Origin of the sequence: Streptomyces sp. NPDC058619 (assembly GCF_042717785.1) — a bacterium.
Lineage (GTDB): Bacteria > Actinomycetota > Actinomycetes > Streptomycetales > Streptomycetaceae > Streptomyces.
Genome location: NZ_JBHXQN010000090.1, coordinates 1 through 15,325, shown reverse-complemented (window position 1 = coordinate 15,325; position 15,325 = coordinate 1). Strand labels below are relative to the sequence as shown.

Annotated in this window: 8 protein-coding genes and 3 pseudogenes; 8 read left to right on the top strand and 3 right to left on the bottom strand. The window is 67.9% G+C overall.

Features of this window, described 5'->3' with window-relative positions:
• Window positions 1-1,667: 1,667 nt before the first annotated feature.
• A complete protein-coding gene (locus ACFWTC_RS36805; RefSeq protein WP_384030290.1) occupies window positions 1,668-1,838 on the bottom strand; it encodes a hypothetical protein in 171 nt (56 codons plus the stop codon).
• A gap of 238 nt (window positions 1,839-2,076) precedes the next feature.
• Between ACFWTC_RS36805 and ACFWTC_RS36800 the strand changes: the two genes are divergently transcribed.
• Window positions 2,077-4,764, top strand: a complete 2,688-nt coding sequence (locus ACFWTC_RS36800) for an NACHT domain-containing protein (protein WP_384075047.1) — start codon at window positions 2,077-2,079, stop codon at window positions 4,762-4,764.
• On the opposite strand, the pseudogene ACFWTC_RS36795 reads toward ACFWTC_RS36800, so the two are convergent.
• Window positions 4,692-4,947 (bottom strand): annotated as a pseudogene (locus ACFWTC_RS36795) (NAD(P)/FAD-dependent oxidoreductase); the annotation flags it as partial. The gene ACFWTC_RS36800 and the pseudogene ACFWTC_RS36795 sit on opposite strands and share 73 nt — an antisense overlap.
• A gap of 204 nt (window positions 4,948-5,151) precedes the next feature.
• Between ACFWTC_RS36795 and ACFWTC_RS36790 the strand changes: the two are divergent.
• From ACFWTC_RS36790 to ACFWTC_RS36765, 6 genes and pseudogenes are all read left to right on the top strand, one after another.
• A complete protein-coding gene (locus ACFWTC_RS36790) occupies window positions 5,152-6,777 on the top strand; it encodes an IS4 family transposase (RefSeq protein ID WP_384030294.1) in 1,626 nt (541 codons plus the stop codon).
• 923 nt (window positions 6,778-7,700) lie between these two features.
• Window positions 7,701-7,922, top strand: a pseudogene (locus tag ACFWTC_RS36785) (transporter); the annotation flags it as partial.
• A gap of 134 nt (window positions 7,923-8,056) precedes the next feature.
• Window positions 8,057-9,223 (top strand): tyrosine-type recombinase/integrase, encoded by a 1,167-nt coding sequence (locus ACFWTC_RS36780; protein WP_384030296.1) that lies wholly within the window; start codon window positions 8,057-8,059, stop codon window positions 9,221-9,223.
• Window positions 9,220-11,841, top strand: coding sequence for a tyrosine-type recombinase/integrase (locus tag ACFWTC_RS36775; protein ID WP_384030298.1), 2,622 nt, complete (start codon window positions 9,220-9,222; stop codon window positions 11,839-11,841). Before ACFWTC_RS36780 ends, ACFWTC_RS36775 begins: the two co-directional genes overlap by 4 nt.
• Window positions 11,838-12,422, top strand: coding sequence for a DUF6262 family protein (locus ACFWTC_RS36770; protein WP_384030300.1), 585 nt, complete (start codon window positions 11,838-11,840; stop codon window positions 12,420-12,422). Before ACFWTC_RS36775 ends, ACFWTC_RS36770 begins: the two co-directional genes overlap by 4 nt.
• Window positions 12,423-12,499: 77 nt before the next feature.
• Entirely contained in the window at window positions 12,500-12,916 is a 417-nt protein-coding gene (locus ACFWTC_RS36765; protein WP_384030302.1) for a hypothetical protein, read from the top strand.
• A 16-nt stretch (window positions 12,917-12,932) separates the two neighbouring features.
• On the opposite strand, the gene ACFWTC_RS36760 is transcribed toward ACFWTC_RS36765, so the two are convergent.
• Window positions 12,933-13,796 carry a hypothetical protein gene (locus tag ACFWTC_RS36760; RefSeq protein ID WP_384030303.1) on the bottom strand — a complete coding sequence of 288 codons (864 nt, stop codon included), beginning with the start codon at window positions 13,794-13,796 and terminating at the stop codon, window positions 12,933-12,935.
• Between the two features lie 315 nt (window positions 13,797-14,111).
• On the opposite strand from ACFWTC_RS36760, the pseudogene ACFWTC_RS36755 reads away from it, so the two are divergent.
• Window positions 14,112-14,813 (top strand): annotated as a pseudogene (locus tag ACFWTC_RS36755) (DUF5655 domain-containing protein); the annotation flags it as partial.
• Between the last annotated feature and the right edge of the window lie 512 nt (window positions 14,814-15,325).

Sequence of the window (15,325 nt, the reverse complement as noted above, 5' to 3'; positions counted from 1 at the left end):
ACCGGCATCTGCCGCACCTGCCAACGCCCGATTCCCGCAAAGAAACCCACACGTCGAACCCGAGCAGCCGCCTTGACTTAACGAAGTACTACTAGAGGATTAAGCTCAAGGGTTCATAGTCATAGGCCGCCGACCATCGGTGACTCGCCGGGCTCGATCAACTCGCCGGGCTCAAGCGACGTGTCAGGTCAATAGCAACGGCCGGCAGCAGGTGGAAGTCCGTCACTGTGGTCCCTCGCCCGCCGATGGTCGTGCTGTCAACACAGCTGGTTAGCCTCTGACGAGAAGGCTCGCTGGCGCGCGTGTGTCAGTCCGTGCGGCCGGTCAGCCACATCGTGGACGAGGAAGACATCGTCGTCCGGCTCCAGGGCGGCGGAGCGCTTGCCTAGCTCGTGGCGACACCTGATGCCCCGCGGTCGTTGTCGCCTACGAGGTCGATGATATAGGTCCCGAGACGCGCCTCGACTGGAGCGTCGTTGTCACCGGCTACGCCTCTCTGGTAGCAGAAGAGGATGGGGCAGATCCGTACGCGGCGTTGCTCGTGCCGTGGGTGAGTCAGACGATGACCAGGGCTGCGTGCATCGTGCCGGATCTTGTCACGGGCTTTCTGCTCGACGCCGCGAACGGGCAGAACCCGGACTGTCGGTCCCCGCGGTGTTGGGGCCTCGCGGATTGCTGAGGGCAGCGGCGAGCAGGGGTACCAACCAGGAGCTGCGCGACGATCTCGACACCTACTGGATCACTGCCTCAGTCGATGCGAGAGCAGCGCCCTTTCCAACCCTGCCGACGCTGTCGCTGCGGACTCAGCAGGACCCGGATGCGTTGCAGAAGCCGCCCTCTACCTGTTCCCGATGACCCACCACGTGGAGTGCGTGGCGATCCTTGAACCGGCGGCTAAGGGCGTCTGACCTGCAGGTTTGTCGGTGCGCATTATGTGCGTTGTGGGCGTTACGGGCGATATCTTGACGCTGAAATGACGCTCGTGACGCTCATTTGACGCTCGCCGGACACATTTACTGACGGGCCGTCATGAGTGTAAAGCCCCCTCTGGGGCTTGGTGTTCCGCCCGCACCAAGAGGCGGCTCTCCATGTGGTTGGACGGTTCCGGCTTGCACTGTGGGCGCGATGGCTGACCCCGGCGCGGCGATCACGTTCCGTAGCTGCCTGTGGGGATCGGGAGCTGCCGGGAATGCTGGCGGCCCGCAGTCCCGAGCCCCGGAGTGAACCCGTACCTGAGGGGCTGGAGCTTGCGTGGGCGCCCCGGCATCCGGTGTGCCGTTGTCGAGTGGAGGGCAGGAGACCCCGGGAGATACTTCAACTGATTACCGTTTCGGGTTCCCTTCGGCAGGAAGGAAGGTAGGCAGGCGGTCTCGGCTCGCAATTCGAGCGCGATCATCGGATTTGCGATGGCTCTGGCGCTTGGCTGGGGCAGATCTGCCCACGCCGCCCGAGCAGTCGGTGCCCGGCTCGCGGCCCCTGCGCCGCCGATCCCCGTGGTCGCGTCGACCACGGGGACGTTCGTCAAGCAGATCGGAGCGTACAGGGTCGACGTCGTCTCGATCGTCAGCGATCCAGTGCCCTCATAGACGGCATACGGGTGGGCCCCTGAATTCTGCGCCCCGAGGCCTGCGGCGTGTAAGCCCCGAGTCGGCCGTCCCCACAGGACCTCACAGCACGCCGAGCTTCTCCAGGAGAGCGGTCACCAGGGTCGTGGCCGCGACGAAAGAGGCCCCGGCCGAGCACAGGGACTGCAGGGGAGTCGCCCCGAAATGGAGCGCCAAGAGCGTGGCGGCCAGAGCGGCGGCGACACCGGACAGCATCGCGATAGCGACCGCCATGACCTTCGTGGTCCGCTGAGGCCATCCCCCTGGGCGTGCCGGGGGAGTCTCCTGGGCCGTCGTGTGAGGGTGCGACGTGGGTGCGTGGGGTCGGGGACGGGGCATCGTGACTCGATTCGTCTATCGGTAGTGGGGTGGGCCGCGCTGACGGGTGATCGGAGGCGCGGTCCTGACCAGGTGGCCTGGGCCCAGGAGACCGGCACGTGCCCGTCGGGTGCCATACCAGCGGCGTACCAGAATGGTTTTGGTACGTGTCCCCAGGGGCGTATGCGCAGGTAGCGAAGGGCACGACCGCGCGAGAGTCGATCAATTGCGGACAATCGGCTGCACCACGCCGTTCTGTTCGGGATCCTGGTCGCCCAGCACCACGCAGGAGGTTGCACAGCACATGGGAGAGGCCTGGCGGGATCTGCTGACAGGGTTGGAACCGGGGGACTGGCAAGGCTTCCAGGAGGCCCTTAATGGCTTCCGCAGGAGCGCGCCCGGTACCTCGTACGAGAACCTCCACCGCCGGGGGCAGGAGATCCTCAACGACGAGACGTGGCCCGTCCCGGGGCAGGAGCTCTCGCCGTCCAAGAACACATGGGTGAACCTGCTCAAGAGCCCCGAGCGTTACAGCTGGCCGTTGATCGAGTTGCTCGTGCTGATCGTGGCGAAACAGCTCGGGGCCCCGAGGGAGGAGCTCGTCCTCGAATGGGCGGCGGTTTACGAACGGTGCGGTGGACTCCCCGGCAGGTTCACCACGACCGCTACCGCGCCCGCCTCTGTTCCCAACTCCGCATCCGAAACCACGTTCAGGGATTTGGACCGGCCCGCCGGCGCGGCCGGGAGCGCGCGGGCGCCCGCCCCGGCGCTATTACGAGCAGCCGCCCAACTGGCCCGTGCGGTGCACCGAGAACGCGAGACGGACCGAGAAGCACGCCGCACGGAAGACCCGTTCGCCCTCCAGGTGCGATGGCATGTCTGGGAGGAGCTGCAGGACCACTGGAGTAACATCCACCGCCTCCCGGCCGGAGCCGAAACGGAAGCCGGACCGCTCGACCTGGCAGGGCGGTACGACCGCATCGCCGATACCTTCGAGCAGGTGCCCTCTGCGCGGCTGGTGGTCTTGGGGCAGCGTGGCTCCGGCAAGTCGGTGCTGGCCGGGAGGTTCGTCCAGGACCGGTTGTCCCGCAGAACCGACGGCGAGCGGGTGCCGGTCGTGTTCGACCTGAAGAGGTGGAACGCTGTCGGCGACCTGCGCGACTGGCTGGCTGGGGCCCTCGCGGAGCACTACCGCGGCCTCGACGCCCCCGCCCCCGACGGTGTGGGCACGCTCGCCGGGGCCCTGGTGGATGCTGAACTGATCCTGCCCGTCCTGGACGGCTTCGACGAGATCGGGGCCGTAGCGCACACCGAACTGCTGCGGCAGATCCACGGCCGCGGGCGGCTGCCTTTCGTGCTGACAAGCCTGCCGGAGCCCTACATGACGGCGGTTCGGACCGCGGGCCCCGTCTCCGGTGCCGCAGTGATCACGCTGGAGGACCTCACCACCGACGACCTCGCCGGCTATCTGCCCCGTACACCGGGTTTGGCCGGACACCGGTGGAGCGCGGTACTGGAGCGGGTCCGTCAGGCGCCGGACGCGCCCGATTGCGCGGCGCTCCGCGTGGCGCTGGCCACCCCGCTCATCACCGGGTTGGCCCGGACTGTGTACAGCGGCGACCGAGACCCCCACGTGCTCCTGGACGTGCGCCGGTTCGGATCGGCAGCGGTGCTCGAGCAGCACCTCCTGGACCAGTACGTCGACGACGTTTACCGCACCGGCGCCCCTGGACCGGGCGGGACCACCGGACCGCGCAAGGCACTGCGGCAGCATCGGGCCGAACTTGCCGTTCACTGGCTTGGCTTCCTGGCTCACAGCGGACAGGACTTCGGCTGGTGGCAGACCGCGGACTTGGTCCCCCGTCGCCAGCGCGTCCTGGTCTTCGTCCTGCTGTCCCTTCTCGTCGGCTCCGTCGCGGGCCTGCTGCTGATGGAACCCGTTCCGGCGGTCGCGGCTGCGGCGGGGCTCGCGTTGATGGCCGGACTCGCGGGAAGCTCCAGAGCGCCCCGGCCGGTCCGGGTGGTACCGCGGCTCGCCGGTCGTGGGCGTCAGGCACTGTGGGAAGTGGGCAGTGCCCTCGCCGGTGGACTGGCCGTCGGCGGTGCCGGCTGGCTGGCCGTGCAGCAGTTCGGCTGGTGGGCCTTGGCGCCGGTCGCTGCGGTCGGCAACGCCTTTGGTAGCGCCCTGTCCAGCTGGGGTCGGGGAGAGGGCGGGCGAGACCGCCGCATTGCGATCGGCACGGGCTTCGGTGGGGGAGCCGCGGGCGGAGGAGCCATCGCCCTCATCGGCACGCTGATGGACTGGCCATTCGGCCCGTGGGTTCACTGGCTCACGCTCGGGCTGACCATCGGTGCGATGGTCGGCGTCGGCTCCGGGATGAAGGCCCATCCCGCCATCGACACCGTCGTTGCGCCGCGGCAACTCCTGGTGGACAACCGCTCCTACGCGCTCCTGCAGACCTGCACCGTGGGGTGCGGGTATATGGTCACGGCCGGGGTGCTGGGCGGGCTGAAAGCCATGCTCGTCACCGGTCCGGTCATAGGGCTCGCCTTCGGTGTCGCGGCGCACGCCTGGGGACGATGGGTGATCCTCGGCCGCCTGTGGCTCCCGCTCAGAGGCCGCCTGCCCTGGCGGCTGTGGGAGTTCCTGGCGGACGCCCACAGCCGTGAACTCCTCGTCCAGTCAGGTGCCTTCTACCGGTTCCGCCACGAACGCCTGCGTCAGACCCTCGCCGCCCGCTACACCGAGCGGCTCTGCCACGACGGGAAGTCGCAGGTCGAGTGCCAGGAGACGTCGCGGCCGGAGAGATCCTCCTCCCTGGGCAGGCCCGGCTTGCGGTAGCCGGTAACGGTCGCGCGATGATCACGGCCTTCGCCCGACGGACGGTGCCCTCGGAGTCGGTGACGGTCTTGATGGTGCCGGTCAGGTCGACAGAGACGATGTCGTAATCGATCATCTCGACGCCGAAGCGCTCGGCCACTGTCGCATGCTCTCCATGAAGACCGGGCCGTCGGGGAAGGCCGGGAGCGTAGCGCAGCCGGGCCGGGTGAGGTGCGACACGGAGGGGATATCGCCAGGGTGGGGTTTACCCCAAGGCCGGGTAGTTAGCGTTTTCGCAGGTCACGCAAGGGGTGTTGACGGACTTTCGATGCAGAGCAACGGAGCTCGTTGGTACAGGCAGTCGTCCAAGACAGCTTGTCCCGCAAGGAGCTCCGTTGCCCCTTCATTGTGTCCTGCCGTCTGCTGACGACCATCACCCGTACGGTCACTGTGGCCGGGGGCCGGTTCGCGCCCGGCCATCTGGGGGAGTTGACGGCAATCGTGCCGTTCGAGCTCGTCGATGCTGTCTTGTCGGAGACGCGGACCGTGCAGCGGAGGCTGCGTGATCTTCCCTCGCGGGTCGGGGTCTACTTCCTGCTCGCGATGTGCTTGTTCCCCGAGGTCGGCTACCGGCTGGTCTGGGACAAGTTGACCGCCGGCCTGTCCGGGATGCCGGTCGTCTGTCCGACCGCGAAGGCGTTGAGTGACCTGCGCCGGAGACTCGGTAGTGCGCCGGTGCGGGCGTTGTTCGAGGTGCTGGCCGGGCCGCTGGCCCAGCCAAGGACGCCGGGGGTGCGGTTCGGTCCTTACCGGACGGTGTCGTTCGACGGCTGCAGTTCGCAGAAGGTCCCCGACACCTCGCGGAACCGTTCCTGGCTGGGGAGGACGGCCCACCATGGCTATCCGACGCTGGAGTTGATGACGCTGGTCGAGACCGGGACCAGGGCCTTGCTCGGCGCGGTGTTCGGCCCTACCGCCGAGGGCGAGACGAGCTATGCGGGCCGTCTGCTGCACCTGCTGCGGCCGGACATGCTCGTACTGTGGGACAAGGGGTTCGACGGCAACGACTTCCTCGCCGCGGTGAGCGCCACCCATGCCCGGGTCCTGGGCCGGCTCCGCAGCAACCGGCGCACCCCGGTCCTGTCCCGTCTTGTCGACGGCTCGTACCTGTCGGTGATCGGCAAGGTGCGGGTGCGGGTCATCGACGCGAAGATCTCGGTGACCTGCGCGGACGGCACCGTCTTTACCGGGTTCTACCGGCTGGTCACGACCTTGACCGACGCCCGCCGCTACCCGGCTGCCGCGCTGACGGGTCTCTACCACCAGCGGTGGGAACACGAATCGGCGTACTACGCGCTCCGTCACACGATCACGGGCGGGCGCCTGTTGCGCTCGGGCGACCCGGTCGGCATCGAACAGGAGATGTGGTCCCTGCTGACGCTCTACCAAGCGCTCCGGACGGTCATGGTCGACGCTGCCGAATCCGTCCCGGGCACCGATCCGGACCGCTGCGGGTTCACCATCGTCCTCCAGACCGCCCGCGACCAGGTCGTCCAGGCCGCCGATATCGTCACCACGACCGCCGAGCCGACCGGCCTCATCGGACGCCGGGTTCTGGCCGCTCTGCTCCCACCCCGGCGGCAGCGGGTCAGCACCCGCAAGGTCAAATCACCGATCTCTCGATACAGCGGGCGACGAGACGACGGCAGGCCCGACACCAGCCGCACCGTCACCGACCTCGATATCACCGTCCTCGAACCCGCAGCCGAAGAGCGCCCCCTCCCCGACGTCTCACGAGACGACCGGCACACTCACCGGTCACCACACAGCCGCCGGGAACGGGTCCTGGAACTCCTCCGGGCCGACCCCGAACGCCGCTGGCCCGCCCGCGAGCTCGCACAGCACCTCGGCGACATCACCCTCGGCACCATGTACAGACAACTCTCCCGCTGGACCGAGGACGGCCACCTCCGAAAGTACGGCCCCGGCATCTACACAGCCACTACGCAAGAGCCGACCAACTCCCTTGCGTGACCTGCGAAAACGCTAACTACCTGGCCTTGGGGGAAACGCCCGAGTCAAGCTCACCCGCTGGTGGGACCCGACCGCATCTGCGCCCTGACCATGGGACCCTCGCTGGTGGATTTGCCTTCACCCTCTTCGCCCCATTCACCGCCACTCTGACTGAGCACCTCAGCTGGCGGCAGACCTACACCCTCCTGGGCCGTGATCCTCGCCATCATCATCCCGGCCCAGGCTCTGGCCCTGCGTGCCCCATGGCCGGCCGCGCCGCCGCTAGCCACCACCGGCCGCAGCACGGGCCCCCGTAGTCGCCTCTTCTATCTCCTGGCCGCGGTCTTCACCCTCTCCAGATTCGCCATGAACACCGTCGTCATGGCCCTGATCCCGCTCCTCACCGAGCGCGGTGCCAGCCCGTCAAGGGCGGCTTGGGCCCTGGGACTCGGTGGCGCGGGCCAGACCTTCGGCCGGACCCTGTACACGGGCCCGCCGCCCAGACGTCCGTTACGAACCGCACGGTCACCCTCATCACTCTCGGCGGCGCGACCACGACAGCGCTGGCCCTCATCCCGGGCCCAACCCGCTGCCGGTCGTCCTCGCCGCACTCTCCGTCGCGGCCGCGTGTCTCGCCCTGGTGGCGTCAGGAGAAGGCCGCACCCGGCTGCCGTCCAACTCGGAGTCGCGGGTTGAGCCACGCTAATGGAGCAGGTGCTTAGAAGGCGCCTGCTCTATCCGCTGAGCTGCGGGGGCTGACCTGCGAAAACGCGACTCCCTGACGCCTAATCAGGGGAAGCGTGGGACGCATGTGGGATCTGGGACGGGAACCGCCCCAGCCGCCGGACGTAGCCTCCCACACGGCCCCCACGAGGCCGAAGACCCTCCCGGAAACAATCTTGACCCGTCCGCTGTTGCAGTGGGGCAGAGTCGAGAAGGGGGAGGTGTCGGGCCTGAAGCTGTTCAACACGAAAAGCGGCGTGACCGAGGTCGCGCCGCGTCTGGCCGAGGCCGAGGCGGATGTGCAGGACCTCGTCGAGGCGCACATGGAGACGATGCTCGGCGTCCGGTTCCTGGCTAGCGAGTACAGCACCGGACCGGTTCACGGCGGCCGGATCGACTCACTGGGCATCGACGAGAACGGCGCACCGGTCATCGTCGAGTTTACCGACCGCAGGTAGTCCTGCCCGTGATGTCCGTCTGGGACTGTGACCAGCACGTCCCAGGCTTGTTTACCGACCGTGTCCGGGGCGTCTGTCATGTTTTCTGGAGTCGGTACGGAGGACGAGTGGCACGGCACGTGGTGGTCGGGGACCTGAGGGTCCAGCAGATCGAGCGGAAGGACGGGCGGCGGTCGTGGACGATCGTGTGGCCCGAGGGGACAGTCCATGCGGAGGCGGATCGGTTCCTGCGTCTGCATGATGGTTCGGGAACGCAGAGGACGTACGCGTATCTGCTGGTGGACCATCTGCGGTGGCTGGAGCGGGAGTGTCTGGCCTTCGCCGCGGTCCAACTGCAGGACCTGGAACGGTACATGGGCCTGGTAGGTGCAGAGGTCCGCATGCTGCTCGGCGAGCCGTGGCGGGTCGGCAAGCGCCCATACGGTCACTCCGCCCTGTCGACCGCGGCGGCTTGTCTGAAGGGCTTCTACCTGCATCAGTCCGCCCTCGGCGTGAACGGGGATCTCGGCAAGAAGCTCGATAAGTCGCGGTTGCCGTCGCGGGTGGACCGGCGCCGTTCGTTCCTCGGGCATGTGAAATCGTCGCTGCCCACCAACCCGCTGGCGCCGAAGGGGCCACACCGCCGGCATCCGAAGATGCTTCCGGACGGCGCCCGGGAGAGGCTGCTGAAGACGGTGAACGCCGCCCGGGACCGGATGGTGGTCACCTGGCTCGCCGACGGGGGCTTGAGGATCGGTGAGCTCTGCGGGCTGCACCTGGTTGACCTGCACCTGCGGGAGAAGGCGGCCTGCGGCGAGTGCCGCGCCCCTCACCTGCACGTCTGCCACCGGCCGGGCAATCCGAACCGGGCCGAGGCCAAGAGCAAGCACCCCTGGCGGGTCGAGCACGGCATCGTGACCGGCGGGCTGATCAAACGGGTCAGCCCGGCGATGGTGCACACCTACTTCGAGTACGTCACCACCGAGTACCCGCGCGGCGCCGGGCACGGCATGCTCCTGGTCCAGCTGCACGGCGCCGATACCGGACAGCCGTGGGCGCCGGTCGGGGCCCGGCGGATGCTCGGACGGGCTGGGAAGCGGGCCGGACTGGGGATCGTGAAACCCCATGCCTTCCGGCACTCGTTTACTTCCGCGGTTCTCGACGCCGCCGACGGCAACGCGCTGATCGCCCGGGACGCTGGCGGCTGGGCGTCGGCCGCGATGGTGGATGAGGTCTACGGCCACGTCGATGTCCACGACCCGGTCTTCGATACCGCCCTGCGCACGGTCTGGGGTGAGACGAAGTGACGGCGCCGTCGCTGCTGCCGCAGCAGGATGCCCGCACGCGACGGGACCGGCTGGAGGTGCTCACCGCGCTGATCAACGGGCCCGAGTTCGACCCGGTGCTGCGCGGCGGGGTGCTGAAGATCCCGCCGACGCACCCGGTCTATCCGTGGAGCTGCACGGTTGTCGACTGCGCGCGGCCCCGCTGGCGGCGCTACGCGATGTGCTCGGTGCACGCCGGGCAGTGGCAGGAGACGGAGGCGCTCGGCATGAGCCGGGCTCAGTTCCTGCGGACCGCGGAGCCGCTGCCGGTCACGGAAATGCCGGAGGCGATGATGTGCCGGATCTGCCCGCAACGGCCAGCGTTCAGCCTGCAACTCGTTCTGTGTTTCCGGCACCGCAACCGGTGGCTGAGCCACCTGAAGCGGCACCCCGGTGGGGACGAGGAGTTCGAGCGGTGGCTGGCCGACCAGCCGTCGCTGCCGGGCTACGGAGAGTGCCGCGCGGACGTGTGCGACGAACTGGCCGCTTCGCCGCTGGGGTTGTGCGGCGCGCACGAGCGCGGTTACATCCGGGCCGGACGGCCAGGCGGGGCGAAGCCGCCGAAGAACTTCTTCGCCACCTACGAGCACCGTGATCGCCCTGTCCCAGTGACCTGCGAGGATCAGGTCGCCTTCCGCGCCTGGTGCCGCGCACAACTGCCGGTGCACCGCACCGGCACGGTCAACCTGCGCGGGCTGCGGCCCTTGCTGCGGGCGGAGTTTCAGTGGGGCATGTATGTCCACGGCCTCCAGCCCGTCGCCGTGTGGAACCTGACGTGGGTGCAGTCACTCGCGGACGAGTGCCAGCGCCGCGACGTGGACTCCCTGGCCGGCCTGGAGGCGTCCGTCTTCCGCCGCGCCTACCACCAGCGCATGGTCCAGGAGATGCAACAGGCCCTGCGGAAGATCTACTTCATCCCCTCCGACACCCGGGACGCCGGCTACATCGAGACCGAGCACTTCGGGGTGCGCTTCCCCCACCGCTCCAGCTACGTCGACCTGACCTGCATCTCCCAGCGGTGGCTGCGCGACCTCTTGTGGGATCACATCGCCGACGTGCTGCGCTCGCCCACCTGCCCGCGCAGCGCCCAGCCGGTGGACTTCGTGCGCCGCGCCGGCGCCGAACTGTCCGCGTTTTTAGAGGCGGAGGCGCCGGGTGGCGGCCACGACCCGTCCGTGCTGCGAGGCGAGCACGCACACCGCTTCGTCGCGGACCTGCGCAACCGCGAACGCCTCGGCCTGGCGTTCCGCGGACAGGCCCGCCTGGACGGCAAAAGGGCGAAGGTCACCGAGAACTCGCGCCGGATGGTGTTCAACTACGGCCGGGCCCTGCTGCGTGGCGCGCTGGACCGCGGCAGCGCCGAGAGAATCGGCCTGGACCGCGCCTTCATCGCCGCCATGCCGGTCGGCGGCCCGGGCACGCCCCGCAGCCGTAACCCCTTCCCCGACGAAGTCGCCCGCGCGCTTGCGGACGAGGCCAACCTGCAGCGGCTCGCAGACGGCTACGACCCGCACGACCGCGGCCTTAGGGATATGTGGGAGACCATTATCGTCACCGGCCGGCGCGCCAGTGAGGTCATCCAGCTCCGCCTGGACTGCATCGGCCGCTACGGCGGGCTGCCCCTGCTCTGGCACGACCAGACCAAGGTCGGCAACCTGAACGCGGCCGTCCGCATCCCCGACCAGCTCCTGGACCGGCTCGAAGAACGCCGCCGAAAGACCCTGACCCACTACGCCGACCGGCACGCCGGCCGCCCGCCCACTGCTGCCGAGCGCGCTCACCTGGCCCTGTTCCCCACCGACATCCTCAACCCCGACGGCCGCCGCGCTTTGTCCTACACCTGGTTCCACACCGGCTTCCGCAGCTGGCTCGCCGAGCTTGACCTCGGCGGTCACTACGTCGCCCACCAGGCCCGGCACACGCTGGCCACCCGGCTGCTACGGCACGGCGCGAGCCTGACGCACATCCGCCGTTACCTCGGCCATGTCTCCGACCGCATGGCCGAGCACTACGTCCACCTCACCCAGTCCGATTTGGACGACGTCCTCCAGCACGTCTGGGTCGCCGGCCCCGGCACCGCCCACCCCGGCGAAGTCCTCACCAGCAACACCACCCCGCTCACCCGCGAGCAGGCCCAGGCCCTGGCCATCGACCTCTCTCGCCGCAGTACCCCCGCCGAGGGCGGGTTCTGCACCTTCCAGCCCGTCGTCGACGGCGGCGTCTGCCCCTGGAACCTCGATTGCCACAACTGCGACAAGTTCGTCCTGTCCGGCGCCGATCTGCTCTACTGGCGTCGCAAGCGCGAGCAGTGGCGACTGCTGGCCGAAGGCGCCCCCGACGACACCACCGCTGACTACCTCCACCGCTACTTCGAACCCACCGCCCGCGCCATCGACGGCCTGGAAAAGGCCCTCGCCGGCCTCGGTCTCCTCGACGACGCCCTCGCCCTGGACCTGCGCAAACCCCAGGACTACTTCCACCGCGTCTGGTCCACCGCCTTCCGCGCCACCGACCTCGCCGACGCGGGCAGCGACGAGCCGGACGAGTACAGCGATACGTGCACAGCCGACGGCGACGACCCCGAACAGGAAGCCGCATGAACACCGTCACTGTCGAACCCCGCACCGCGGCGGCTCTGGCCGCCCGCCGACGCAAGACCGAAGCCGCCCTTGAGCGCGTCCACCAGGCCATCGCCCGGCTCCGACGCGAGAAAGCCCAGGTCAATGTCGCTGCCATCGCCCGCCGAGCGGACGTCTCACGCACCTTCCTCTACGACAACGTCGAGGCCAGAGCCGCAGTCGCCGCGGCGATGACGCAGGCCGGCGAACACCCATCCCGCACGCTCGCTGAACAGGACGACGAACGCGAGGCGACCTGGCGCGAACGCGCCCTGAACGCCGAGGACGCCCTCAAGGCCGCCCACACCGAGATCCTCACCCAACGCACCCGCATCGGTGAACTCCTCGGTCAGATACGCGATTTGCAAGCCGAGCGGACGGAGGAGGCCATCCAGCGGATCACCACCGAGAACACCACGCTCAAGCAGCGGGTCCGCCAACTCACCACCGACAACCGCATCCTGGACGAACGGCTCAAGGCCGCCCGCTCCAACCTCCGCTTCCAAGACCGACGCGTCGCCGATCTCGAAGCCCGTATCGCCGCCCCGGGATCAGCGACGTGATCCAGTCCCGCTGAGCGCGGATTCGGGGAACAATGAGGACGCCTCATTGTTCCCCGAATCCGGTGAAGGAATACAAGTTGACCATGCAGTTCCCTGCCCCTGGAAACGTAATCGACACCGAGGTGCGGCTCAAGGCTCAGCGTGTTCTCAAGGCCATGTCCACCGATGCTCTCAGGGTGTGGGAGGAGGCCATGGAAGAGGTCAAGGAGGATGCCCTGGGCGAAGGTGTCGTGCTGTCCACTCAGGCATTCAAGGGGAAGTTCGACGCTGACGATGAAGTCTGGCTCGGCCCGCGGGAGCTGAACCTGGACAGGTACATGTGTGAAGAGGGCTTGGGCGTGTTGACGATGATCGAGTACGCCATCGCCGGAACCGTCACCCGGTGCGAAGTGATCACGTGTCGTCAGTTCGGTGACGTGGTCCACCGCATGGTGGTCGGGGAAATCGTGGTGGGCGGCACGCTAACCAATTCAACGCGTCCGGCGCTCCCCTAAGGGCATGCGAGCTGGTTCAGTCTCGTGGAACGGCCCAGACCGCGGTCACGATGACGACTCCGGGCAACACGAGCGCGACCTCGGCGAGCGTGTAGACCAGCCACGGAGGCATCGCCGTCCAGTGATCGTACGAGACTCCGACTGCGCAACCGGCCGCTACTGCAAGGAAGCCGCCTACTGCCACGGTGGTCCTAGATGCCACGCGTACCCGGCCATTGAGGAGGATTTCGTCGCGCCAGTGTGCAGACCACTCGGCCGTCGTCGTCACCCCCGGTGGCGGTGAGCTGGGTACTACGGGTGCTGCGGGAAGGGGCTTCCACCAGCAGAAGAAGACAGCGGCCATGAGAGCGACGCCGCTGCCCCAGACCATTGCGGTTGACCATCCAGCAGCGCTTTGATGGAGAACGGAGTTCTTGAAGGCGTCCGAGGAGACGATGAGCATCAGAGAGGAGAACTGCGCCGAGAACTGGATCAGTCCGCGGAAGAAAACAACTTCGCCGTGCTTGTTGCGGTCATAGGCTGGCAGCAGCCAGGCAAGCGCGATGATCACCACGACAGCGTCGGCCGCGAGGATAGCGCCGGAGAACAACTGCTCCGTGACGGCGCGGATGCACACCAGTTCCCCGGATGTGAGCGCGTACAGGTACGACGCCGTCGCCAGGCCGATAAAACAGGGGAGGAGAAGTTTCAGGCCGCGCGAGGCGTGCCCGTCCCCATTGACTGCATTTCTCTGACCGATGACGGTGACCAAGCCGGCGAAAACAAAGCCCGCCATGATCCCGCAGAAGGCACTCATCGATTCCGCGGAGGCTATAGAGCTCCAGTCGATTCCGCCGACGCCACTGTCGCAGGTGTCAGGCGTGAAGGCGGATTGCTTCACGAGTGATGTCATAGCCGCTGATGATGACAGCCCAACACCGGCCGCACGCCTGGGTCATTGGGATCGTTACGTGCCACTGGGAGCACAGAGGAGCGCACAGACGGCGCGCGGGGGCTGACCGGCGCCGTATGCCTCGCATTGGGCCTCCTCCACGTAGATAAGTGGACCGTGCATGGTTCCGTTGGAGTCATGAGTTGAGGCAGGTTCCCAACGACTCGTCCCATGAGACCACCCAGACGAGCTACGCCAGCGACCACAACTCGCCGTCACAGACATGTATTCTATGAATCGTCGCAGTTCAGAGTCGGTATCCGAGCTCCTGCGGTCGGTAAAGTGGAGTACAAACGCGGCACCGACGCAGGCGTCATAAACCAGGGACTTTTCTACATGGCCTGGCTGGTTGACCACCGGGACGCCTTCCGGTACCTGGTGCGCGACCGGCTCGGGGCCCACGCCGCGGCCCAGGTGCTCTGGAGCGCACCGAGGCTGATCTGCGTGGCCGGCGACTTCACCCGCTACGACATCCACGCCGTCCGCGAGCACCGGCACGCGATCGACTTGGTGCGCTACCGCTATTTCGGCAATGCGCACGTCGGCCTTGAGACGGTCGCCTCCTTCGCGGGCCGTGCTGCGGCGCCGGGGGCGGGCAGCCGAAGCAGGGGCACAGCCAAGGCGCAGCGGACCGCGACATCGGCCGGGGCCATGGCGGAGCTGGCCTCGGCCCTGGACGAGGTCCTGCTCGGGCTGGGCGGGCATCTGACCAAGGTCTCGAACCAGACCTACACGGCCTACCGACGGATGCAGAACTACGCCTGCCTGGTGCCGCCGAAGAAGGCCAAGCTGTTGGTGTATCTGAAGGCCGACCCGGTGACGGTCGACCTCGTACCCGGCTTCGCGCGCGACGTGACGGGCCTCGGGCACCACGGCACCGGCGACCTGGAGCTGACGCTTCAGGCCGAGCGGGACCTGGAGCGCGCGGTCGCCTACTTCCGGCAGAGCTACGCGCTGGCGGGATAGGCCAGCGCCCGGAGCCGGGGCGGCAGGATGCGGAGTGCGGTGGAGCGGTGAACTGGATTCGTGGCGTTGCCTCTCGACGGGTCGGGCACGGGTGGCGGTGGATTTTCAATGATCCGGAAATTCCCCGGTTTGGCTGACTGGGGATCCAGTGGTACGTTCCGCCGGCTCGATGGGATTGACGAGGCTTAAGCCGCTCGTTCGCGCGGCACTTGGTGCGCGTCACGATCGTGTGAGTCGGCCGAGATCCTCTTGCATGTAGGGGGAAGACGCCGGGCCGACTTCGCCATCGGCTGGCGCTCACGGAGTCCGCCGGACCGGGATCAGGTTGCCGCGGCGGCGGGTCGGGGGTAGCCGTCAAGAGAGCGGTGTGCCGTTCGGCACGCAGTTTTCGGGAAAGCCAGGTGGGCGGCGTCCTTAAGAGCTCGTAACACGATCATGAGTCGGACTTGTTGAGGCGTCGCCAGCAGATGAGGCTGCAGGCGAGGGAGACGAACGCGTCGTGGAGCTCGGTG

Bases quoted from the DNA above. Each gene is read 5' to 3' on its own strand.
- ACFWTC_RS36805 (WP_384030290.1), bottom strand. From the start codon at position 1,838: ATGGCGGTCGCTATCGCGATGCTGTCCGGTGTCGCCGCCGCTCTGGCC.
- ACFWTC_RS36770 (WP_384030300.1), top strand. From the start codon at position 11,838: ATGAACACCGTCACTGTCGAACCCCGCACCGCGGCGGCTCTGGCCGCC.
- ACFWTC_RS36800 (WP_384075047.1), top strand. From the start codon at position 2,077: ATGGTTTTGGTACGTGTCCCCAGGGGCGTATGCGCAGGTAGCGAAGGG.